The organism is Bacillus cereus group sp. BfR-BA-01524, from assembly GCF_022662595.1.
In the GTDB taxonomy this organism is placed as follows: Bacteria; Bacillota; Bacilli; order Bacillales; family Bacillaceae_G; genus Bacillus_A; species Bacillus_A thuringiensis_S.
The window spans coordinates 1-24230 of the sequence record NZ_JAKUDW010000044.1 but is presented as its reverse complement, the minus strand read 5'-3'; the positions used below and the strand labels follow the sequence as shown (position 1 = coordinate 24230).

Genomic DNA, 24230 nt, shown 5'->3' with positions numbered 1-24230 from the left:
TAATAAAAGTGAGGGCAGTTTTTATGTTTATTCAAATAAGTTTGAGGTGTGGAAATGGAACAGACGTTTATTGAAAAGTGTAATCATGATGAGCTGGACTATGTTATAAAAGACTATTGGCAAGATGTATGGAATTATTCATTTATTATTACGAAAGATCCACACTTATCAGATGATATCACGCAAGATGTATTTATAAAGGTGTTTAAAAATTGGAATTCATTTCGAAAGGAGTCATCTATTAAAACGTGGATATTAAAAATCACAAGAAATACGGCAATAAACTATTTGAAATCATCTTATTTTAAAAGGATATCTTTAATAGGTTTTTTTAGTGACGATAAGCAATCCCTGTCAGCAGAACAAGAATTTTTTAAGCAAGAAGAAATGAATGATGTGTGGAAGGTTGTATTAAAACTACCTAAAAAGCACCGTGAAATAATTATATTGGACGCAAAATATGAATTATCTTATGAAGAAATGGCTGAAACATTAGGAGTATCCATTGGAACTGTAAAATCGAGATTAAGTAGAGCAAGAAGTAAGGTTTCAAAATTAATAGGGGAGGGTAGTAATGATGAACAATAAACAAAATCCTGACTGGTATAGAAAAATAAAAAAAGGTCCAATGGAGAATCGTAAAGATGAAGAAGAATTTATTTCTAAAATAAAGCAGTCTATATACGAAAATAATGAAGTGGATTTCGTAAAATATAAAAGACCATTTCGTAAAAAAGTGTTACCTGTTGTAGTTGTTTTGGTTTGTACAATGTTATTTTTCATTGTTCAACAACCTTGGCTTGATGATAATAAATCACCGGTACAAAGTAGTACTCAAATTAAGCCTAAAACAAAAGATGAGTCTGCTCAAGATCCATCACTAAAACAATTTATGAATGAACTATATCAAAGTACGAACTCAAAAAATGAAAATGACCTGTACAAAACGTTAAATGATGAAGTTCTATTTAAAGGGAAGAGTTATAAGAAGGATGAACTGAAGTTTGATGAAGATATTTTTCATGAGTTGCAAGTCGCTCTTACAATGGGAGGAGAATTTGCAAATGATACAAAAAAAGTATACAAAGTACCAAGTGGATTGACAGAAAGTAACCAACCCAAGCAAGCGCATTTTATATATGCAACGGTTACTGGAAATAAAACGAAAATTTTAGCTGAACCAAAACGAGAATCACAAGTGTTATATGAAGTATCTAATGAAATGGTAAAAGCTTGGATTCCAGAAAAAGTGCAAAATGATGGATATATAAAAATATCGACAATTAATGGCAATACTGGATACGTACAAAAAGAGTATGTTTTAACTGATATTAAGTATTCATTTATGTTCGAAAAAAACGATAATGGTGAATGGAAAATAATAAATATAGATTCTATTTGGTAAAAGAGGAAGGTTCACTTTAATGAACCTTCCTCTTTGTTTTTATTCTCTTTTTGAAGTGTATGCCAAGACTCTAAAATTTCTGATGTAACGAGAGCAGCGATGTTTTTTTCTGAATTACTACCAGGAATAACGACAGAAACGGCAATTTGTGGATCTTCGGTAGGAGCATATGCAATGAAAAGAGAATGATTTATCATTCTTTCTTGCTCATTCGGAAAACCTGTAATACCTGTTTTACCTGCGACGTCAAAGGGCAACTTTTTAATTTCCTCTATATTTTGACTCATTCCACCTTGCACGACACTCCAAAAGTTCATCGGATAACGATTTGAACTTTCTAAAATTGGTTTAAACTTTTTTGTTTCCTTACCGTCCGGACTAATAATTGCACTTACAGTTTGAGGTTTATATTTATCACCTTTACTTGCCAAAGTTGCTGCATATTGAGCGAGTTGAAGAGGGGTATGCACTTCATTTCCTCCCCAAGAGGCGTTTAATAAAGCGGAGATTCCATTTTCAAACTTATTAGATGGATGGAATTCATATTGTCCGTCTTCTTCAAAGGGTAAATCAATCCCGGTTGTAGAACGTAGGCCGAATTGCATTAAATAATCTGTCCATATATGTGCTACTTTTTCTATATTCCCATTATTTTGGTTGAATAGGGGCAGAGCTACTTTTGCTGTCATAAATGTGTTAGATGAATTAATGATAGCCTGCCTCGGTGTAATCTCACCTGTTGGCGTTCCAGGTGCATTCGTAATGTTATTTTGATTATCATACTGAAAAGTCCCTTTATCTAAATAAGTATCTTCGGGTTGGAAAAGCTTTTCGTTTAATCCAATTAAAATAGTGAGTGGTTTTATAGTAGAAGCCATATTTACATAAGATTCACCATACTTTAATTTTTGAATTGCTTTATTTTGCGAAAGAGAGTTAATGTTTTCTTTTCTAGAAGATACACGCGTATTTAATATATTTGGATCAAAAACTGCCGTGTTGGCCATAGTTAAAATTGCGCCAGTTTTTGCATCGCTTACTACAGCATAACCAGCTTTAGCATCGGGTGTTTTCTTAATTTGAGATCTTAATGCTTCTTCTGCCTTTTGCTGCAACTCAGAGTCTAAAGCTAGCCGTACATCTTTACCTATTTGTACTTTTTGAATGTTCCATAAGAACTTTTTATTATTCAATTTAAAAATAAGAGTTTTACCTGGTTTTCCTTTTAAATCATTTTCATATTGCAGCTCAATCCCGCTTTTTCCAACAGCCATATGCTTTGAATTAAGGTCATTTTCTACATACCCAATTACTTGTGAACCAATTTCGTGTTTAGGATAATATCGAATCCATTCATCTTTAATTATTACATTATTGGGTTTGTTTTTGTTTATGAATGCAAGTTCATTCTCAGTTATATCAGAGTATAACGGTATATCATTCATAGTCTGCTTTTTACAAGATTGTTGTAATTGAGATTTTATGTTCTCTGTAGAAATATCATGTTGAAACTCGATTGAGAATTGATTAAAAAAAGCTAATGTGTTTGATGTATCTTGTTTCGATAGCTTTTCATCATTAGAAGTGCAATATAGAGACTTAACTTTCTTATTTGTAGCTAGTATTACACCATTTTGATCAAAAATCTTGCCTCTTTCAGCTGAAGAAGTTGCGATAGTAATTGAAATGAAGTTGATTTTTAATAAAATTAGTAAAATCAAACCTACAATAGAAAGAACCGCAAAAAATCTCCATCTTTTTGTATGTAACATATAACCCTCCCTTATGTAGCCTATTTTATCTTATATTTAATTATTTTTTTTGTAAATGTGGAACAACTTTATTGTTTAGGTTGTCTATTAAGTATTAAAGCATGAAGAAAGGAATAATTAACATGAAAATTTACTAGCAAGTCTATATGTAAGTTTAATAAGAGTCATTATACAGTTTAGCACTTCTAATGCAAGCGGCAAAAAAATAGAGAGAAAACAAGAAGGGAGAGTTATTAATGCCGTAGCTAAACGAAAAAGAATGGATGCTTACAAGGATTAAGCAAAAAATTGAGGCGATATTTATAACCGATTATCGGTATCTAATATATAAGAAATGCTTTTAGTAGTTGTAGCAATTTCTGAAAGGATTAAATGGAGGATTTATGAAAGAACAAAAAGGCAAGAAGCAGAAGACATATATATCTATTCGATTAAATATAATGTTCCTTTGCATATTTCTACTATTCTCAGCTATTATTATGCAGCTAGGAAAGGTACAAATCGTTGAGGGAGAGGCTTATAAGAACCAAGTGGAAAGTAGTCAAAATGCAATAACTAGTATTCCAGTTCCACGTGGACAAATTTTAGATCGAGAAGGGAAAACAGTTGTTAATAATAAATCTCTTCGCACAATTACGTATACAAGGGTGAAGGGAATTACGAGTGAAGATATTTTAAAAACAGCAAAAGACTTGGCGAAAGTACTTGAAATGCCTGAACAAGATATAAATAAATTAACAGATATCGATAAAAAAGATTTTTGGATGCAGTTGAATTCGAAACGTGCGGAGACAAAGATTACTAAGAAAGATATAGAAAAGTTTAAAGAAAAGGGTATAGAGGGAAAAGAGTTAGATAAAAAAATAGAAGACTTAAGACGAGGTCGCGTTACAGAGGTAGAATTAGCAGAATTAACAGCACAAGATTTAAAGGTGTTAGCTATTAAAAGTAAAATGGGTTCAGGTTATCAACTAACACCACAAATCATTAAAAAAGATGTAACAGATGAAGAGTATGCGCGGATAAGCGAAAATCTTGCGAATTTTCCAGGAGTAGATGCAACTGTTGATTGGGAACGTAATTATGTAAACGGTAATTTATTTCGTTCTGTATTAGGAAATATTACGAGTAGTGAAGAAGGATTACCGAAAGAAAATTTAGATTCTTATTTAGTACGTGGATATAACCGTAATGATCGTGTTGGAAAAAGTTATATTGAACAACGATATGAAGATGTATTACACGGAACAAAAGAAGAAGTGAAAAATATTACTGATAAATCAGGAAACATTGTTAGCACAGAAATAATCTCTAAAGGAAAAAGTGGTAATAGTTTAACATTAACGATTGATATGGAATTACAAAAGAAAGTGGAAGAAAGTATAGAGAAAAACTTGAGAGCTTTTAAAAGTTCAGAGCCACTTCTCGATCGAGCTTTTGTTGTCATGACGAATCCAAATAACGGACAAATTTTATCAATGGCAGGCAAAAAGATTGTAGAAAAAGAAGGGAAAATAGAGTTTGAGGATTTGGCATTAGGTAATATGACAACTTCGTATGAGCTAGGGTCAGCTGTAAAAGGTGCTACTTTATTAACTGGATATGAGACAGGGGCAATACATCCAGGAGATCAATTTTATGACGCGCCGATGAAATTTAAAGGTACACAAGCTAAGAAATCGTGGAATGTATCCGGATTTGGTAATATTAATGATTTACGGGCTTTACAAGTATCTTCGAATGTATACATGTTCCAGACAGCTTTAAAAATTGCCGGAGTTAATTACGTACCAAATGGATCATTGGATATTAAACAAGGAGCCTTTGATACGATGCGCTATTATTTCAAGCAATTTGGTTTAGGTGTCCCAACAGGTATTGATTTACCGAATGAAATAATTGGACAAACGAGAAAAGTAGATAGTCAACCTGGGTTTTTACTAGATTTTTCTATTGGTCAGTATGATACGTATACGCCGTTGCAATTAGCGCAATATGTTTCAACGATTGCGAATGGTGGTTATAGAATGCAACCTCAAATTGTACAAGAAATACGAGAACAATCAATAAAAGAAGAGGTTGGAAAAGTTATACGTTCCATAGAGCCTGTCGTATTAAATCGAATTGATATGAAGAAAGAACATATTGATCGGATAAAAGAAGGGTTTAGATGGGTATTCCAAGAAGGTGATGGAACTGGCGTGAAATATTTCAAAAATGCGCCATATAAACCAGCAGGAAAGACAGGAACAGCCCAAACTGTATATGGTGGAGATGACCCAATTGGCAGAAATGCAAAAGGAGAACGTATGGAATGTTACAACTTAACGTTAGTTGGATATGCTCCATATGATAATCCAGAAGTAGCATTTTCCGTAGTAGTTCCATGGCTTCATGATGATAAAAATGGAATTAATTCTATAATTGGAAAGGAAGTATTAGATGTATACTTTGATTTGAAACAGCAACGTATATATGGTGAATCTACTAGTACAGGTAGTTCTAAGCAAAATTAGAGTACTTTTCTCAGGGAAGAGAACCTGTTTATATAAAGCCATTTATAAGTAAAAAAATGAAATGTGAAATCAGAGATAGCGGCGATCATAGCTACTATCTCTGATTTTGTTAATAACTCTCATACTAGCTATAAATTTTTTTCAGTTTATGGAACAAATTTGGTTCGATGATTGTCTATTATGTGTACGTATAAAAAGGTGCTAAAAATTTGGAAGGAATGATGGTTTTGAAAAATAAGAGGATGCTAAAAATAGGAATATGCGTTGGTATATTAGGTTTAAGTCTTACAAGCCTAGAAGCTTTTACAGGAGGATCACTGCAAGTTGAAGCGAAAGAAAAGACTGGACAAGTGAAACATAAAAATCAGGCAACGCATAAAGAGTTCTCTCAACTTGAGAAAAAATTTGATGCTCGATTAGGTGTATATGCGATTGATACTGGTACAAATCAAACAATCTCTTATCGACCTAACGAAAGATTTGCCTTCGCATCAACCTACAAGGCTTTAGCTGCAGGAGTATTACTACAGCAAAACTCAATTGATACATTAAATGAAGTAATCACATTTACGAAAGAAGACTTAGTGGATTATTCACCCGTTACAGAGAAACATGTAGATACTGGGATGAAACTAGGAGAAATTGCTGAGGCTGCTGTTCGCTCAAGTGATAATACTGCAGGGAACATTTTATTTAATAAAATAGGCGGACCTAAAGGATATGAAAAAGCGCTTAGAAAGATGGGGGATCGGATTACTATGTCTGATCGCTTTGAAACAGAATTAAACGAAGCTATTCCAGGAGACATTCGTGACACTAGTACAGCGAGAGCAATTGCTACGAATCTTAAAGCTTTTACGGTCGGAAATGCACTTCCTGCTGAAAAACGTAAAATTCTTACAGAGTGGATGAAAGGGAATGCTACAGGGGACAAACTTATTCGTGCAGGCGTACCAACTGACTGGGTAGTTGGAGATAAATCAGGTGCTGGCAGTTACGGGACAAGAAATGATATTGCTATCGTTTGGCCTCCAAATAGAGCACCAATTATCATCGCAATTTTATCTAGTAAAGATGAGAAAGAGGCTACCTATGATAATCAACTCATTGCAGAGGCAACTGAAGTTATAGTTAAGGCTCTTAAATAATAATCTCTCAATGCTTTATGTAATATAATTAAAAATAAGAACTTGGAAAGCGATTCTTTTTAATGTGAAAAGAATCGCTTTTTTATAAGCATGTAAACTATTTATACCTATGTAATATAAAGATATAATTAATGTAGAAAAGAGGGTGAATAGTTATGGAGAATGACAATCAAGTCTTTTGGAGAACAGATTGTCTTATTTTGAGAAGGTTTAGTATGGATGACACTAACTACTTTCATTTTTATCGTTCTAATCCAGAAGTGGCTAAATTTCAGTCATGGGTTAATTATCAATATCATGAGGCTAAAACGTTTGTAAATGAACAAGTTAAAAATAATCCTAATCTACCAGGTACTTGGTTCCAGTTCGCAATTGCTTTGGCTGAAAATAACAAAATAATTGGAGATTGCGCACTTCACACACTTGTAAATGAACCACGCATCGTAGAAATCGGATTTACTCTTTCTCCAGAATATCAGGGAAAAGACTATGCAACTGAAGCTGTTTGTGCCTTATTGAGTTACATATTTCATTCATTAGGAAAACATAAGGTGATTGCATTTTCGGACGTTCGAAATAATAAGTCTATTTCTGTACTAGAACGAGTGGGGATGAGGAGAGAAGGTCATTTATTGCAGAATTACATGCTAAAAGGCCAGTGGATTGATGAATATCAATATTCAATATTGAAGTCTGAATGGAAGGACGCTACATAATTATAAAATTTAGAAACAAAGTATGATGGCTGTAAATTAAAATACTATAAAAATAACGTTATAAAAAAAGATCCTAGTGTGTACTAGGGTCTTTTTTTGTTATCGATTTACTTCATCTTTTGATCCCGTTAAAGCCCGATTGGTGAGGGCTAATAATGAGTGAGGGATGAACAAAACCACCACTCATTAAAGTTTCACTTTATAATAACCATATTTTACAACTTGCCTATTTTCTTCAATAGCATGTGTTCCAGCAATATCGGCAATATCAACTACAATCGTATTTTGTAAGATATTAACTACACAACCTGTTAATTGTAAGGTGGAGTTATTATGATAGGGAAATTGTACGTAGGAACCAATTGTAACGTTATTTTTTGTCTCCATATGATAAACGAATGAAGATAAAATACAAGAGTGAAAAGAGAGAATATATCGAATAAATTAACCTTGATTAAGCGTATTTTAACTAATTTTCAAACCATGAAAACATTGCAAACTAGGGTGTTTGTAAAACTTACTTATTTTATAAAAAACTTAAATAATCCTACATTATGTATCTTTTTTTAATAGAAAGAAATAATATTAATCAATGGAATTTTACTTAAGTTTTAGGTATATTATAATTGACCGAATGAATATATTGGTCAGTCAGTGTTGTTTTGGATTTGTAAAGTAGTGTTCATTATGCTTATGGAATTGATTTCATGAACTACGGTTTTGATATTGTGTGATAGGTAAGTGGGCGGAAGTAAATTTAAACTTTTGGGAGGTAGAACAGCCAGTAGTTTCTGTGTGCGGTCTATTAACAATAATTGCATGGTGTTTAAATGGTAAAGTGGATAACGTATTTAATAGGGTAACGCATGATTAGTAGTTATAAGAATTCATACATATACGGTATACCCTCGGGTTAAGTATAGGAAGTTATAGTTTGAGAGAAGTTACATAGTAGGTGTGACACTAAGACTAAAGAAGCTGATGTAATCATGAAATGACAAAAAGAGAAAAATGTGAGAAATGAGGAATTGAGATGGGAAGTATAAGGAATAAAAATGTTAATAAATTGAAAAGGATTTCACAAGCAATTTTGATTGTTATTGGAGCGTTCATAACCGCATATGGATTAGAGGCTGTACTTATTCCTAATAATGTCTCAGATGGTGGTGTAACAGGTATAAGTATTGTTAGTTCTCAGTTATTTGGGTTACCATTAGGTCTTTTAATTGGAATTATTAATATTCCATTTGTTTGGCTAGGTTATAAACAAATCGGTAGAGGATTTGCAATTTATTCAGTAATTGGTATTGTATCACTTGCAATAGGTACTGTGGTTATGCATAATGTGCCTACAATTATTGAAGGAGATACATTGTTAGTTACAGTTGTTGGTGGTGTGATTATCGGCTTCGGTATGGGATTGGCACTTCGTAATGGTGGGGCGTTAGATGGAATTGATATGTTAGCGGTATTATTGTCTAGAAGATTACCGTTTGGCACAAGTGATCTTATTTTGTTTTTAAATATGTTCGTATTTATTTTTGTGTCAACAGTATTCGGTCTTCAAGGTGGAATTTTATCAGCAATTGCTTACTTTATTGCTTCTAAAGTAATTCATATTATTGAAGTAGGATTAAGTGGCTCTAAAACATTTAAAATTGTTACAAAAGAACCTAAATTAATGATAGATACAATTTGGGATCGTCTTGGGAGAAATGCAATCTATAATGAAATGTATGGTGGCTTTTCGAAAGAAGCTTATAAAGAAGTTAGCTGTGTTATCAGTCGTTTAGAAGAGAATAAAATGAAGGAACTTATTCATGAAATTGATGAAAATGCTTTTGTCACTGTATATGATGTTGCGGAAGTACAAGGCGGAAACTTTAAAAAGCATGATATCCATTAAGGGTATTAACTAACTTAAATATTTTATACATAGTTGATTATTGAAAAAGATAAAAACCTCACCACATATAGATAGACAACTGATATGTACTAAGATGTACAACTGCAAGGTACATAGAACTAAAACTAAGATATTCATACGAACTCAAAAAGCCGAAATTCCTTAACTTGGGAATTTCGGCTTTAATGTTATATGATAGAGTTACGATTAGAACAGAAATGGGCATGTTTACTTCAACAGAGTGATATAAGTTCTTCAATTCCTATAATTAGAAACTTGTACTTGATTATCGTAGTTAAATTGATTTCACTTTAAAAGAGAACCGTTAGATAAAAAAAGAAAAATCTATTGGAATGTTTTTGAGAATTGTAGTACTGATTAAGGTTTTAGGAGGGAATATGAGCAAGAAGATTAAAAGAAGTGTATTACTTATTGCTACGTTAGTAGGTTGTATTATCTTTTTATATTTACAGAACAATTTAATAAGTATAACTGAGGTTAAAATAACCTCTAGTAAAATACCCTCCTCTTTTAAAGGGTATAAAATTCTACAAATTTCAGACTTACACAATAAACAATTTGGCGATAATCAAGATGTGTTAATTCAAAAAATTAAAAGCATAGATCCAGATATTATTGCGATTACGGGTGATTTAATTGACAGTAAATCATACGATGCAGAAGTTAGTATGCAATTAATACGAGAAATTGTAAAGAAGTATCCTGTATATTTTGTGACAGGAAACCATGAACAATGGTCTGGAAAGTATAACCGTTTAGAAAAAGAGTTGAAGAAATATGATGTCAATGTTTTAAGGAATGAATATGTAGGCATTCGAAAGGGTGAGCAAGAAATAAACTTGTTAGGTATTGATGATCCAGAGTTTGTTACTGGAAACCGTGATGAAGGAAATATTATAATAGATGAAATTAAAAAGGCGAAAATTGAAATGCAGCCAGATAGATATAATGTATTATTATCCCATAGGCCTGAATTTTTGACAGAGTATGCTGATGAGCAAATAGATTTAGTGTTATCAGGGCATGCTCATGGAGGGCAAGTTAGATTGCCATTTATCGGAGGATTAGTTGCGCCAAATCAAGGTGTTTTACCTAAATATACAGCTGGTTTATATGTAGAACAAAGTACATCAATGGTAGTGAGTAGAGGATTAGGAAATAGTATCATTCCGCAAAGAATTTTGAATAGGCCAGAAATTGTAGTCGTGCAGCTAAATTAAGCTGTACGATTTTTTTATACAAAAATGAGTAAAGGGGCTTTATGTATTTTGTACGAGTTTACATTACAATTTTGTTAAAAATTTTCTACGTTACATAAAGTAACAAAATTTGACCCTGAGTGTTTGTTATAGTGTAAATAATCAAAAAACTTAAAATTTGTCGAGTGAAAATTGTGATAAGTAATTCGTATAAAAAACTTAAAGGGGTGTACACATGCATAAAGAATATGAAATTGAAGAATACACGGCTATTGAGGAACAAATCCATTATTATTGTAAATGTTTATTAGTAAGTCATCCTGATCAAATAATAAAGTATTTAGAAAAAAGGTTAGAAAAATATGCAGAAACATTACAATATGCACATTTATATCCTGACACAGTTATTTTACCGTTACAGCAATTAGTTATTGAATATTCTTTAGACGTTGCTAGAATTCGGAAGTATATGAATTTAAAAACGTAAAGTGAAATTTATAGTTTAAATGAAACAGAGTCGACTTTAGGAAATGAAATTCTAATGTCGACTCTGTTTCATTGTTTAATATCGTTGATTGAACATACATACTAATCAACGGAGTTTGACATATAATTAAGCAAGAGTAAAATAAAAGTGAGTACTCACTCATTTTATTAAAAAAGGAGGATGAAACGTGCAAGAACCTTCAATTATTTTACGGACTGTATCAAAAAGTTTTGGGAAAAAAGAAGTGTTACACAATCTTTCATTGCAAGTTGAAAAAGCAGAGATTTTTGGTTTTGTTGGACCTTCTGGATCGGGGAAAACAACGCTCATTAAAATGATTGCAGGTATTAATGAGGCAACGAAAGGTGAAGTGCTTGTTAATAATACTAATATGCCTAATTTAAATGAAATGAAAAGAATTGGTTATATGGCCCAGGCGGATGCATTATATGAAGAATTGTCAGCATATGAAAATGCAGATTTTATAGCAACGATGTATGGACTAAAGGGAAAACGTAAAAAGACAAGAATTGCAGAAGTTTTTGAACTTGTACAATTATCACAGTATATGAAAAAGCAAGTACAACAATTTTCAGGTGGAATGAAAAAACGCTTATCATTAGCAATAGCACTCCTGCACGAACCAGAAATATTAATTTTAGATGAGCCTACAGTGGGGATAGATCCGCTTCTTAGAAAAACGATTTGGGAAAAGTTTTATGATCTTAAAAAGAAAGGTACAACGATTATTGTAACGACGCACATTATGGATGAAGCTGAATTTTGTGAGCGTCTAGGATTAATTAGAGAAGGGAAACTAGTTGCGGTTGGAACAACTGAAGAATTGAAAAAACGCGTGTCATCTGGACGGATTGAAGATGTCTTTTTGCTGGAAGAGGTGGTGTCATCATGAGAGTTACTGGTGTAATCATTCGTATTATTCGCCAATTTTTTCGAGATAAGCGTTCGTTAGCGATGATGTTTGGGGCACCAATGTTATTACTTTGGCTATTATCGCTAGTGTTTACACAAAAAGACTATATACCGCAAATTGCTGTTGTTGATATGCCCGATCAAATAGTAAAAGTGATGAAAGATCAAGAAGCATCAATTTATGAACACAGTAAAGAAAAGGCGATTTCTGAGTTAGAAAAACAAAAGGTAGATGCTGTACTTCGAATAGAGAATGGAAAAATGAAACTTCTGTTGGAAGGTAGTGATTCGTCAAAAAATCGTGCTGTACTTCAAGTATTGCAAAAAAGCACAGAGAAGAATGATGTTTCGATTATGAAGCCTGAAGTGAATTATTTACATGGCTCTAAAGACTTTTCGATGTTTGATGGGCTTGGTCCTGTATTAATTGGTTTCTTTACATTTTTCTTTGTATTTATATTATCAGGTGTATCTTTCGTAAGAGAACGTTTAAGTGGTACGCTTGAAAGGTTATTATCCACCCCAGTAAGAAGGTGGGAAATAGTCGCAGGTTATATTATTGGCTTTGGAATTTTTGCATTTATACAATCCATTATTATCGTAAGTTTTTCCGTTTATATTTTAGATTTATACGTAGCTGGCTCCATATGGCTAACGCTACTTATTACATGTATGCTCTCTTTAACTGCACTAACATTAGGTACGTTTTTATCGGCATACGCAAATAATGAATTTCAAATGATTCAATTTATACCGCTTGTTATTGTGCCACAAATCTTCTTTTCTGGATTGTTTCCAATGGAATCTATGAATAAGTGGCTACAAATGTTAGGGAAAGCATTTCCACTCACATATGGCGCTGATGCAATGAGACAAGTGATGATTCGGAATCAAGGATTTAGAGAGATTGCATTAGATCTTACTGTATTATTACTTTTTTCAATATTATTTGCAGTAGGAAATGTATTTGCTTTAAAGAAACATCGCAAAATATAATAATGACAAAAAGGAGCTTTATAAATGCAGAAGGATTGGCTGGAGGAATTAATAGCCGCAACTAATACGGATAAACGAAATGAACGTCAAATGCGTATATTAGAGGCGGCTGTTGATATGTTTGGAGAAAAAGGATACGCTTCAACTTCAACAAGTGAAATTGCAAAACGGGCTGGTGTAGCGGAAGGAACAATCTTCCGCTACTATAAGACGAAAAAAGATCTATTACTAGCGGTCGTAATGCCAACTTTAACTAAGTTCGCTGCCCCATTTTTCGTACAAACCTTTGCAAAAGAAATATTTAAATCGGAGTATGAATCGTATGAAGGACTTTTAAGGGTTGTAATTCATAATAGATTTAAATTTGCCCAAAAACACTTCCCTATGATAAAAATATTAATTCAAGAAGTACCATTTCAACCAGAACTGAAAAATGAAATACAGCAATTAGTAGAAACAGAACTGTTTTCACATTTCAAAAAGTTGATTGTGAAATTTCAAGAAGAAGGGGAAATTATTGAGTTACCACCATCTTCCGTACTACGTCTTACTTTATCAGCTGTATTAGGATTACTCTTAACAAGATTTTTATTATTGCCTGAAGAAAAATGGGATGATGAAATGGAAATTGAAAATACGATTCAATTTATATTGTACGGATTAACGCCACGGAGGTAATGAAATGCGACAATTTGCAAAACCAACAATCGTTGTAAGTAAATGTTTAGAATTTGATGCCTGTCGATATAATGGAGAGATGATTCCAGATGTAACAATAAGAAATTTGCAGCCGTTTGTTACATTTATACCTGTTTGTCCAGAGGTCGAGATTGGATTGGGGACTCCTCGTGAAACGATACGAATTGTAGAAGGAAATGGTGAGAATAGACTTGTGCAACCGTCGACACGAGAAGATGTAACTGAAAAAATGGAGCAGTTTTCAAATGACTTTTTACAAACGATACCGGATGTGGATGGTTTTATTTTAAAGAATCGTTCACCAAGTTGTGGTACGCGTGATGTGAAAATTTATTCTGGTTTTGAAAAAGCGCCAGCAAAGGGAAAAGGAGCTGGCTTATTTGGCGGAGCAGTAGTAAAAAATTTTTCGTATCTTCCTATTGAAGAGGAAGGTAGATTGTCGAATTTTATTATTAGAGAGCATTTCTTTACAAGGCTATTTACAATCGCATATTACAAAATGATTAAACACAATAAAAATATGAAAGAACTTGTATCGTTTCAGTCGGACAATAAATATTTATTTATGGCATATAATCAGGTGAAACAAAAGGAATTAGGTCGTATAATTGCAAATCAAAAAAATGAAAAGATTGAAGTGGTATTTGAAAACTATGAGAAGACTTTATATGAATTATTTATGCGTGCGCCCCGTTATACATCGAATGTAAATGTATGCGAGCACATTTTTGGATATTTTAAAACAAAGTTAAAAAAACAAGAAAAAGATCATTTTATAGAACTGTTACAAAAGTATGCAGAAAAGAAAATACCACTTAGTAGTTTACTTACAATTTTAAAATCATGGGCTATTCGATTTGATGAAAAGTATTTATTAAGACAAACATATTTCGAACCATACCCTGAAGCATTAGTAGAAATTTCTGATTCCGGAAAAGGTAGAGATTATTAAACAATAAATTACATAATTCGACACAAAACCTCCTATGTTGTTGTAGAACAATGTAGGAATTTTTTTGTGCATTAGTACAGAATCTGTTTTAAAATTAAGTTATGACAGAATTGTAGCAATTGTCTAACTAATATTCTTGTCTTTTAAGTTGTTATGTTTGTAGTAGAAACTCGCACGCTGTCGAAACTCAATATTCGATAAGGGGTGTGTAGCGGAATGGAATTTACTCTAACTCGCGAAAAACAAATGATTAAAGAAATGGTACGTGACTTTGCTGAAAAGGAAATTGCACCGAAAGCTGTATATTATGACAAAACTGCAGAGTTTCCATATGAAACATTTCAAAAAATGGGCGAACTAGGATTATTAGGCATCCCATTCCCAGAAGAGTATGGAGGTTCAGGTGGCGATACAGTATCGTATGCGTTAGCAGTTGAAGAAATTGGTCGCGCTTGTGGTGGCACTGGTTTAAGCTATGCTGCAACAATTTCATTAGGTGCTTCTCCAATTTATTATTTCGGTACAGAAGAACAAAAACAAAAGTATTTAGTTCCAATGGCGTCAGGTAAAACATTAGGTGCCTTCGGATTAACGGAGCCGAATGCTGGATCTGATGCAGGTGGCACTCAAACGAAAGCGGTATTAGATGGTGATGAGTATGTAATCAGTGGTGAGAAGTGTTGGATTACAAACGCAGAGTATGCAAATACAATTATTGTAACCGCTGTCAATGGTGTTGAAGAGAATGGTAGAAAACGTATTTCTGCATTTATCGTGCCTACTACGAGTGAAGGATTAACGATTTCAAGTCCTTACGATAAGATGGGTGTTCGCGCTTCTAATACTTGTGAAATCGTACTTGATGGTGTTCGTGTACCGAAAGAAAATATTCTTGGTGATGTAAATAAAGGTTTTAAACAATTTTTATATACACTTGATGGAGGGCGTATTTCAATCGCAGCATTGGCAGTTGGTATTGCGCAATCAGCCTTTGAACGTGCATTGCAATATGCGAAAGAACGTCAACAATTTGGAAAGTCAATCTCTAATTTCCAAGCGATTCAATTTAAATTAGCTGATATGGCGACTGAAGTAGAGCTAGCACGCAATTTAGTACATAAAGCAGCTTGGTTAAAAGATAACGATAAACCTTTTGGCAAAGAAGCGGCAATGGCAAAACTATTTGCATCGGAAGCAGCAAGCCGTATTGCGAATCAAGCAGTACAGATTCATGGTGGATATGGTTATATGCGTGAATATGAAGTTGAACGACATATTCGTGATGCGAAACTATTAGAAATAGGTGAAGGAACTTCTGAAATTCAACGTCTCGTAATTGCTAGACATTTAGGATGTAGATAAAAGGGAGGAATCACTATGTTTCAAAAAATATTAATTGCGAATCGCGGGGAAATCGCTGTTCGTATTATGAAAACTTGTCAAAAACTTGGTATTCGCACTGTTGCTATTTATTCTGAAGCAGATGAAAATGCCCTTCATGTGAAAATGGCAAATGAAGCTTACTTAGTAGGTGGACCGCGTGTTCAAGAAAGTTATTTAAACCTTGAAAAAATTATTGAAATAGCTAAGAAGACAAATGCAGAAGCGATTCATCCGGGTTATGGTTTATTATCAGAGAATCCGTCTTTTCCGGTTCGCTGCAAAGAAGAAGGAATCGTATTTATCGGTCCTTCAGAAGAAATCATTACGAAGATGGGAAGTAAAATCGAATCACGTATCGCAATGCAAGCAGCAGATGTCCCAGTAGTCCCAGGTATTACTACAAATATTGAAACTGCAGAAGAAGCAATTGAAATTGCAAAACAAATTGGTTATCCATTAATGCTTAAGGCATCCGCAGGCGGCGGAGGCATTGGTATGCAGTTGATGGAAACTGAGCAAACGCTCACCAAAGCGTTTGAAAGTAATAAAACAAGAGCGCAAAACTTCTTCGGTAACGGAGAAATGTATTTAGAGCGATATATAGCAGACGCGCATCATATTGAAATTCAGCTTTTAGCAGATACACATGGTAACACAGTGTATTTATGGGAGCGTGAATGTTCGGTACAGCGCCGAAATCAAAAAGTAATTGAAGAAGCCCCTTCACCATTTTTAGATGAAGGTACACGAAAGGCGATGGGAGAAGTTGCTGTACAAGCTGCCAAAGCACTTGGCTATACAAATGCAGGTACAGTTGAGTTTCTTGTAGATGATCAGAAGAATTTCTATTTCTTAGAGATGAATACGAGATTACAAGTAGAACATCCAGTTACAGAAGAAATTACTGGTTTAGACCTTGTCGAACAACAACTTCTGATTGCAAGTGGTGAGAAACTATCATTTACACAGGATGATGTAAAACGTAGTGGTCATGCCATTGAAGCTCGTATTTATGCAGAGGATCCGAAAACATTCTTCCCGTCACCTGGGAAAATTACAGATTTAACATTACCGTCAAATGTACGGATCGATCACTTCTTAGAAAATCATGTAACGATTACACCTTTCTATGATCCAATGATTGCGAAAGTCATTGCACATGGCGAAACTCGTGAAGAAGCAATTTCGAAATTACATGATGCTCTAGAAGAATTAAAAGTAGAAGGTATTAAAACGAACACACCAATGCTACTGCAAGTTTTGGAAGACGAAGTGTTCAAAGATGGTATTTATACAACGGGTTTTGTAACGAAACAACTCGTTAAAAAATAAGATTTAACAATATTAAGGGGGAAAAAATGATGACGAAAGTATACGCATCGATGGCAGGAAACGTTTGGAAGATTGTTGTAGGAGTAGGAGATACAGTAGAGGAAGAACAGGATGTCGTCATTTTGGAATCTATGAAAATGGAAATTCCAATCATTTCAGAAGAAGCTGGCACAGTTATGAAAATTAATGTGCAAGAAGGCGATTTTGTAAATGAAGGAGATGTATTATTAGAAATTGAATAGGGAGATATAGGGGGAAGCGAATTGAAACTACCTAATTTTGCTGTCATTAAAGAAGTTGGGCCACGTGATGGCTTACAAAATGAAAAAAAGATTGTTGGCACAAAAGATAAAGTAAAATGGATTCAACTACTTACAGAAGCAGGATTGTCGTATGTTGAAGTTTCCTCATTCGTTCACCCAAAATGGGTCCCTGCATTAGCAGATGCAAATGATGTATTTTCTGAGCTGAAAAGGGATCCAAATGTTACATATGCTGCGCTTGTTCCGAATCAAAATGGTTTGGAACGAGCTTTTTTGCAAAATGTAGATGAGGTGAATGTTTTTTTATCAGCAAGTGAATCTCATAATAAAAGTAATATTAATAAATCGATTAAAGAAGCATTAGTTGTAATTGAAGATATAACAAAACAGGCATTATTCGAAGGGAAAAAGGTAAGAGGCTATGTTTCTACTGTATTTGGATGTCCTTATGAAGGGGATATAAGTCACGCAGCAGTTGACGAATTATGTAATCAACTATTTTCATACGGCATTTATGAAGTTTCTCTTGGGGATACAATCGGTGTAGCGAATCCATTACAAGTAGAACAAGTACTAGAACATCTATTAAAGAAGTATGATGCTTCGCAGTTGGCCCTGCATTTTCATAATACGTATGGAATGGCTCTAGCGAATGTAGTTAAATCATTAGAATACGGTATTACAACGTTTGATAGTTCTTGTGGTGGACTCGGGGGCTGCCCTTATGCACCAGGAGCATCAGGTAATGTTGCTACTGATGACCTAGTACATATGCTCCATAAATTAGGAGTCCAAACGAATATAGACGAAGAAAAGTTATTGAGAGCTAGTCAATTTATTCAAAGTAAGTTAAATATCCAATTACCGAGTCATGTGTATAGAGCGCTTCAACATAAAACGATAAGTAGGTGAGAAGATGCTACAATTACAAAATATTTCAGTTGATTATGTAACACCTCACGTTGTAAAGATTTCGTTAAATCGTGAACGACAAGCAAACTCATTATCTTTAGCGTTATTAGAAGAGTTACAAAACATATTAACTCAAATAAGTGAAGAGTCCAATACGCGTGTAGTTATTCTAACAGGTGCTGGTGAAAAAGCGTTTTGTGCTGGTGCTGATTTAAAAGAACGTGCTGGTATGAATGAGGAACAAGTTCGCCATGCTGTTAGTATGATTCGCACTACTATGGAAATGGTTGAACAATTACCACAGCCAGTTATCGCGGCTATAAATGGAATCGCCCTTGGTGGTGGTACAGAATTAAGTTTAGCTTGTGATTTTAGAATTGCGACTGAATCTGCAAGTCTTGGTCTTACTGAAACGACTCTTGCAATAATACCAGGAGCAGGTGGTACGCAGCGTTTGCCAAGATTAATTGGTGTTGGTAGAGCGAAAGAATTAATTTATACAGGAAGACGTATTTCGGCGCAAGAAGCAAAAGAATATGGTCTAGTAGAATTTGTTGTACCATCTCAGTTACTTGAAGAAAAAGCGATTGAAATAGCAGAAAGAATTGCTAGCAATGGCCCTATTGCTGTTCGATTAGCAAAAGAAGCGATTTCAAACGGTATTCAAGTTGATTTACATACCGGATTACAAATGGAAAAACAAGCGTATGAGGGTGTAATCCATACGAAAGATAGATTAGAAGGATTACAAGCATTCAAGGAAAAACGCACACCAACGTATAAGGGGGAGTAAATATGTTAGATCAAAAACAACAATCGAAAACATTTGAAGAACGAGTTGAAACGATTAAACAAGGCGGGGCACCGAAATATCATGAACAAAATAAAGCAAAAGGAAAATTATTTGTTCGAGATCGTTTAGCGCTTCTATTTGATAATGGCGAATATGTAGAAGATGCATTATTTGCTAACTGTGAACAAACAGGCTTACCTGCGGACGGCGTTGTAACGGCAACGGGTAAAATACATGGTCGTACTGCGTGTGTAATGGCCAATGATTCTACTGTAAAAGCTGGATCGTGGGGATCACGCACAGTTGAAAAGATTTTACGTATTCAAGAAACAGCTGAAAAACTACGTGTTCCGTTATTTTATTTAGTCGACTCTGCTGGAGCACGTATTACAGATCAAGTAGAAATGTTCCCAGGGCGCCGTGGTGCAGGAAGAATCTTCTATAATCAAGTGAAATTATCAGGTAAAGTTCCTCAAGTATGCTTATTATTTGGACCTTCTGCAGCTGGTGGTGCCTATATTCCAGCCTTTTGCGACGTTGTAATGATGGTAGAAGGAAATGCATCTATGTATTTAGGATCTCCTCGTATGGCTGAGATGGTTATCGGTGAGAAGGTAACTTTAGAAGAGATGGGCGGAGCTCGTATGCATTGCTCTGTATCAGGATGCGGAGATGTTTTATGTAAGACAGAAGAAGATGCGATTACACAAGCAAGACAATACATTTCATATTTTCCAAATAACTACTTAGAAAAGACTCCATTGGTTACACCTCAAGAACCGAAACAATTCGATAAAACGTTAGAACAAATCATTCCAGAAAATCAAAATGTTCCTTTCAATATGAAAGATCTCATTAATAGAGTTATTGATGAAGGTTCATTCTATGAAGTAAAAAAATTATTTGCTCAAGAGCTAATTACAGGCTTAGCACGTATTGATGGTAAGCCAGTTGGTATTATTGCAAATCAGCCGCGTATGAAGGGCGGCGTATTATTCCATGATTCAGCTGATAAAGCTGCTAAGTTTATTAATTTATGCGACGCATATCATATTCCATTATTATTCCTTGCGGATGTACCAGGATTTATGATCGGTACAAAAGTAGAGCGTGCTGGTATTATTCGCCACGGTGCAAAAATGATTTCTGCAATGAGTGAAGCAACTGTACCGAAGATTTCTATCGTTGTTCGTAAAGCATATGGTGCTGGTTTATATGCGATGGCAGGTCCAGCATTTGAACCAGATTGCTGCCTGGCATTACCGACAGCCTCTATTGCGGTAATGGGTCCAGAAGCTGCGGTCAATGCTGTATATGCAAATAAAATTGCAGCTTTACCAGAAGAAGAGCGTGCTAGCTTCATTGCTGAAAAACGTGAAGAGTATAAGAAAGATATTGATATATACCACTTAGCATCAGAGATGGTGATTGATGGTATTGTTCATCCAAACAATTTACGTGAAGAGTTAAAAGGACGTTTCGAAATGTATATGAGTAAATATCAAGTATTCACGGATCGTAAACATCCTGTATATCCAGTTTAAAAGCCCTATTTAGGGCTTTCTTGCTCAAAAAGTTAAGGAGGGGAAAATATTGAAACAAGCAGTTTGGTTTCCAACAGAAGAGTACAAGGAAAAAACACGTTTATATGGTTGGATGAAATCATTGGGATATGAAGATTATGAAACTTTTTATAATAAATCTATTGAGGAAACAGCTTGGTTTTGGGGAGAGGCAGAAAAAGCAGTTGGCTATCAATGGATGAAACCTTATACAGAAGTGTTAGATTTAGAAAATGGTACACCGTTTGCACAGTGGTATAATGGCGGAACATGTAACGTTGTAGAATCAGCTTTATCCCGCTGGCTTGCGGATGAAGAGACGAGAGTACAGCCAGCACTTCAGTACGAAGGGGAAAATGGAACTTCAAAATCATTTACATATGAAGAGCTTGATAACTGGGTAAGCCGTGTTGCCAATGGTTTGAAACACGCGGGTATTGAAAAAGGTGACCGTGTAACAATTTATATGCCGATGATTCCAGAAACAGTTGTTGCGATGCTAGCTGTAATGAAAATCGGAGCAATTATTTCACCAATATTCTCAGGCTTTGCGTCTGATGCAGTCATGACACGTGTGCAAGCGGCAGGTTCAAAAATGATTATTACCGCAGATGGATTTTCCCGCCGAGGTAAAATTGTTTCTTTAAAAGGTGAAGTAGATAAAGCTTGTGAACATTGCCCAACTGTTGAAAAAGTTGTTATTGTTCGTCATGCAGGAAATGATTTTACACCACATAACTATGACTTTTCGTGGAGTACGCTAGAAAAAGAAAAACCATTCATACATGCCGAGGAAATGCAAAGTGATGATCCATTAATGCTCATTTATACATCAGGAACGACTGGTAAGCCGAAGGGAACAGTACACACGCATGCAGGATTTCCTTTGAAAGCAGCTTTTGATGCAGGATTTGGAATGAATATTAAACAAGGTGATCGTGTATTATGGGTAACTGATATGGGTTGGATGATGGGGCCATTTTTATTATTCGGTTCACTCATTAATGGAGCAACGATGGTTATGTACGAAGGTGTTCCAGACTTCCCAGAAGCAGACCGGTTATGGGAGACAGTTGATAAATATGAAATTACTCATCTAGGTATTTCGCCAACGTTAATCCGAGCATTAATGGCAAAAGGTGATGAGTATGTCAATAAACATTCTTTAAAGAGTTTGGAAGTATTCGCATCAACAGGAGAACCTTGGAATCCTGATCCATGGATGTGGCTGTTTGAAACAGTTGGAAAAGGAAATGTTCCAATCTGTAACTACTCAGGTGGAACTGAAATCTCTGGTGGGATTTTCGGTAATGTTCTTATTAAGCCAATCGCACCGATTAGTTTTAACGCATCTTTACCAGGAATGGCAGCTGTCGTACTGGATGATCAAGGTAAACCAATTCGAGATGAAGTCGGAGAATTATGCTTAGAGAAACCTTGGGTAGGTATGACGAAAAGCTTCTGGGAAGATGATGAACGTTACGTGAACACATATTGGTCGCGTTTTGAAAATAAATGGGTCCACGGTGACTGGGTCATTTACGATGGTGAACAATATATCATCACAGGGCGTTCAGACGATACGTTAAATATTGCAGGTAAACGTATTGGACCTGCTGAATATGAATCTATTCTTGTGAAACATAACGATGTAATCGAAGCTGCTGCAATTGGTGTACCTGACGAAGTAAAAGGTGAAGTTTGTCATTGCTTTGCTGTATTACGAGAAGGGGTAATATTTACAGAAGATTTAAAGAAAGAATTAATGAGTTTAGTAAACTCACATATTGGAAAAGCGTTGTGTCCTAAAGATATCCACGTTGTAGAAGATTTACCGAAAACACGTAATTCTAAAGTAATGCGCCGTGTTATTAAAGCAGCTTATTTAGGAAAAGAATTAGGTGATTTGTCGTCACTTGTAAATCCTGAAGTAGTACCGTTTATCCAGGGGTTACAGTCTAGTAAATTATAAAATTAGAAAGGGGCTCTATATAAATAGAGCTTCTTTTTATGTTTATAAAAAGAGAAGAAGAAAAATTCTACTATTAGTGTTAAGTTTGTTTTATAGTTTTTATCAAAACACGATACTGTCGCATGTTTATTCATTGGAGTAATTAAATTTTATTAAGGATGAAAATTTAGTGAAGCGAAGAGTATTTAATAAAAGGAGAAATCCCTGAGGGACAGGGATTCACTAAGGGAGATAATATATGTCGTACAATGTCGAAATTCAGCGTATTCGACAAAATAATATTATCACGAATTTTCAGGAGGTTACGATGGTGGATCTGTCAAAGATGTGTACAGATTTTCTATTAAAGTGACTTTCAATAGAAAAAGGAGAAAAAATTAAGTTCACTCGATCTTAAGATTTCTCCCTTGAAATTTACTATTTGTTCGTTGTAGTATATACGTCTTAATGTGGTAAATCTTCAACATGTAAAGATTGAGTGCTACCCTTTTTGTTTGAATTATGTGCCTGTTGAGATGTTTCTTGCATTTGCTCTTGGGCCTTACTAGGAGTATTCAGCGCATCTGATGACACATGATCAAGTTGTTGACTTAATATATCTTTTTTATCCATGTTATCTAGCTCCTTTTTGAACTTAGATATAAAAACGAAATGTTTTTAAATAGTTACGTGGGTATTATGTATCTTTGAATGGAATTATATACACAAACTAAATTGAGAAATTAACTAATTATAAAAATTACTTGTGATGAAAAAATTAAAAAATACAAAAATCATTAATCTAAATAAAAGCGTTATTTTAGTAGGGCGTTACAAAATTTAATTTGAAAGGCGCGCCCAAATGATAAAAGAGCACTATAAATCAGTGCTCTTTTATCAGAAATTGCATAGTTCTTAAAAATATAATTATTACGGACGATTCACAATGGTAATAATGACGCTAGCCATTGTTCCAGGAGAATCAAGAAGTGAAGCAGTAACAGTTACTGTTCCAGGCCCATTAGCGGCTAGAAATACAGCGGTAAAGTTACCTGAAGCATTGGTAATGACAGCAAGAGGAACCATGAAAGCAAGAGCTGGGTTACTAAATGAAAAACTGACCACTACCCCTGGAGTAGGACTACCGTTTACTAATACTTGCCCAGAAAAAAATAAAGTATTATTTCCTTGAGTGGATACACATGCTGTGGTTTCGTTAGAAGTCAAAGTAATAGATGCAGGCCCAGCAGGAAGATTAAATCCAGTTGGTCCAGTTGGTCCAGT

General features: G+C 34.6%; 23 protein-coding genes. 20 read left to right on the top strand and 3 right to left on the bottom strand.

The annotated features are described in order from the left end of the window. Positions 1 to 54: 54 nt before the first annotated feature. Both MR170_RS16895 and MR170_RS16890 read left to right on the top strand, forming a co-directional pair. The gene (locus MR170_RS16895) at positions 55 to 588 is read left to right on the top strand and encodes an RNA polymerase sigma factor (protein WP_016084322.1); all 534 of its coding nucleotides are present in this window, start codon (positions 55 to 57) and stop codon (positions 586 to 588) included. Beyond that, on the top strand, positions 578 to 1405 hold the full coding sequence (locus tag MR170_RS16890) for an SH3 domain-containing protein (RefSeq protein WP_242308734.1): 828 nt from the start codon (positions 578 to 580) through the stop codon (positions 1403 to 1405). The genes MR170_RS16895 and MR170_RS16890 overlap by 11 nt, the downstream gene beginning before the upstream one ends. A gap of 11 nt (positions 1406 to 1416) precedes the next feature. Here the strand turns inward: MR170_RS16890 and MR170_RS16885 are convergent, their stop codons facing one another. After that, entirely contained in the window at positions 1417 to 3177 is a 1761-nt protein-coding gene (locus MR170_RS16885) for a peptidoglycan D,D-transpeptidase FtsI family protein (protein ID WP_242308727.1), read from the bottom strand. Between the two features lie 383 nt (positions 3178 to 3560). Between MR170_RS16885 and MR170_RS16880 the strand changes: the two genes are divergently transcribed. The 3 genes from MR170_RS16880 to MR170_RS16870 all read left to right on the top strand — a co-directional run bounded on the left by MR170_RS16880 (position 3561) and on the right by MR170_RS16870 (position 7557). After that, entirely contained in the window at positions 3561 to 5693 is a 2133-nt protein-coding gene (locus MR170_RS16880) for a peptidoglycan D,D-transpeptidase FtsI family protein (RefSeq protein ID WP_088867744.1), read from the top strand. Between the two features lie 221 nt (positions 5694 to 5914). Continuing rightward, the gene (gene bla, locus MR170_RS16875) at positions 5915 to 6841 is read left to right on the top strand and encodes a class A beta-lactamase Bla1 (protein WP_016081575.1); all 927 of its coding nucleotides are present in this window, start codon (positions 5915 to 5917) and stop codon (positions 6839 to 6841) included. Between the two features lie 155 nt (positions 6842 to 6996). Continuing rightward, positions 6997 to 7557 (top strand): GNAT family N-acetyltransferase, encoded by a 561-nt coding sequence (locus tag MR170_RS16870; RefSeq protein ID WP_242308726.1) that lies wholly within the window; start codon positions 6997 to 6999, stop codon positions 7555 to 7557. A 186-nt stretch (positions 7558 to 7743) separates the two neighbouring features. Here the strand turns inward: MR170_RS16870 and MR170_RS16865 are convergent, their stop codons facing one another. Further along, the gene (locus MR170_RS16865) at positions 7744 to 7944 is read right to left on the bottom strand and encodes a DUF2187 domain-containing protein (RefSeq protein WP_080681815.1); all 201 of its coding nucleotides are present in this window, start codon (positions 7942 to 7944) and stop codon (positions 7744 to 7746) included. A gap of 646 nt (positions 7945 to 8590) precedes the next feature. Here MR170_RS16865 and MR170_RS16860 point away from each other — a divergent pair. The 14 genes from MR170_RS16860 (at position 8591) to MR170_RS16795 (ending at position 22967) form a co-directional block, all read left to right on the top strand. Then, entirely contained in the window at positions 8591 to 9463 is an 873-nt protein-coding gene (locus MR170_RS16860; RefSeq protein ID WP_016081573.1) for a YitT family protein, read from the top strand. A 398-nt stretch (positions 9464 to 9861) separates the two neighbouring features. Continuing rightward, a complete protein-coding gene (locus tag MR170_RS16855) occupies positions 9862 to 10704 on the top strand; it encodes a metallophosphoesterase (RefSeq protein WP_029442759.1) in 843 nt (280 codons plus the stop codon). Between the two features lie 214 nt (positions 10705 to 10918). After that, positions 10919 to 11170, top strand: a complete 252-nt coding sequence (locus MR170_RS16850) for a hypothetical protein (RefSeq protein ID WP_000548621.1) — start codon at positions 10919 to 10921, stop codon at positions 11168 to 11170. Between the two features lie 187 nt (positions 11171 to 11357). Next, on the top strand, positions 11358 to 12083 hold the full coding sequence (locus MR170_RS16845; RefSeq protein ID WP_029442757.1) for an ABC transporter ATP-binding protein: 726 nt from the start codon (positions 11358 to 11360) through the stop codon (positions 12081 to 12083). Then, positions 12080 to 13099: an ABC transporter permease gene (locus tag MR170_RS16840; RefSeq protein WP_016081570.1), complete on the top strand. Its 1020-nt coding sequence runs from the start codon at positions 12080 to 12082 to the stop codon at positions 13097 to 13099. The genes MR170_RS16845 and MR170_RS16840 overlap by 4 nt, the downstream gene beginning before the upstream one ends. A gap of 24 nt (positions 13100 to 13123) precedes the next feature. Beyond that, positions 13124 to 13777 (top strand): TetR/AcrR family transcriptional regulator, encoded by a 654-nt coding sequence (locus MR170_RS16835; protein WP_016081569.1) that lies wholly within the window; start codon positions 13124 to 13126, stop codon positions 13775 to 13777. Positions 13778 to 13781: 4 nt separating this feature from the next. Then, positions 13782 to 14750 (top strand): YbgA family protein, encoded by a 969-nt coding sequence (locus MR170_RS16830; RefSeq protein WP_242308725.1) that lies wholly within the window; start codon positions 13782 to 13784, stop codon positions 14748 to 14750. Between the two features lie 216 nt (positions 14751 to 14966). After that, positions 14967 to 16112, top strand: a complete 1146-nt coding sequence (locus tag MR170_RS16825; protein WP_000397282.1) for an acyl-CoA dehydrogenase — start codon at positions 14967 to 14969, stop codon at positions 16110 to 16112. A 15-nt stretch (positions 16113 to 16127) separates the two neighbouring features. Further along, positions 16128 to 17465 (top strand): acetyl-CoA carboxylase biotin carboxylase subunit, encoded by a 1338-nt coding sequence (locus MR170_RS16820; RefSeq protein ID WP_151628740.1) that lies wholly within the window; start codon positions 16128 to 16130, stop codon positions 17463 to 17465. Between the two features lie 26 nt (positions 17466 to 17491). Beyond that, complete coding sequence (locus MR170_RS16815) at positions 17492 to 17707, top strand: acetyl-CoA carboxylase biotin carboxyl carrier protein subunit (RefSeq protein WP_001987345.1); 216 nt, start codon at positions 17492 to 17494, stop codon at positions 17705 to 17707. Positions 17708 to 17728: 21 nt separating this feature from the next. Further along, positions 17729 to 18640, top strand: a complete 912-nt coding sequence (gene mvaB, locus MR170_RS16810) for a hydroxymethylglutaryl-CoA lyase (RefSeq protein ID WP_242308724.1) — start codon at positions 17729 to 17731, stop codon at positions 18638 to 18640. Between the two features lie 4 nt (positions 18641 to 18644). Then, positions 18645 to 19433 (top strand): enoyl-CoA hydratase, encoded by a 789-nt coding sequence (locus MR170_RS16805; protein WP_029442754.1) that lies wholly within the window; start codon positions 18645 to 18647, stop codon positions 19431 to 19433. Positions 19434 to 19435: 2 nt separating this feature from the next. Then, positions 19436 to 20977, top strand: coding sequence for an acyl-CoA carboxylase subunit beta (locus tag MR170_RS16800; RefSeq protein WP_242308723.1), 1542 nt, complete (start codon positions 19436 to 19438; stop codon positions 20975 to 20977). Between the two features lie 49 nt (positions 20978 to 21026). Further along, positions 21027 to 22967 (top strand): AMP-binding protein, encoded by a 1941-nt coding sequence (locus MR170_RS16795; RefSeq protein WP_242308722.1) that lies wholly within the window; start codon positions 21027 to 21029, stop codon positions 22965 to 22967. Between the two features lie 444 nt (positions 22968 to 23411). On the opposite strand, the gene MR170_RS16790 is transcribed toward MR170_RS16795, so the two are convergent. Then, positions 23412 to 23579 (bottom strand): hypothetical protein, encoded by a 168-nt coding sequence (locus tag MR170_RS16790; RefSeq protein ID WP_016081562.1) that lies wholly within the window; start codon positions 23577 to 23579, stop codon positions 23412 to 23414. A gap of 313 nt (positions 23580 to 23892) precedes the next feature. Here MR170_RS16790 and MR170_RS16785 point away from each other — a divergent pair, with 313 nt between their 5' ends. Continuing rightward, positions 23893 to 24138, top strand: a complete 246-nt coding sequence (locus tag MR170_RS16785; RefSeq protein ID WP_016081561.1) for a hypothetical protein — start codon at positions 23893 to 23895, stop codon at positions 24136 to 24138. Positions 24139 to 24230: the final 92 nt, after the last annotated feature.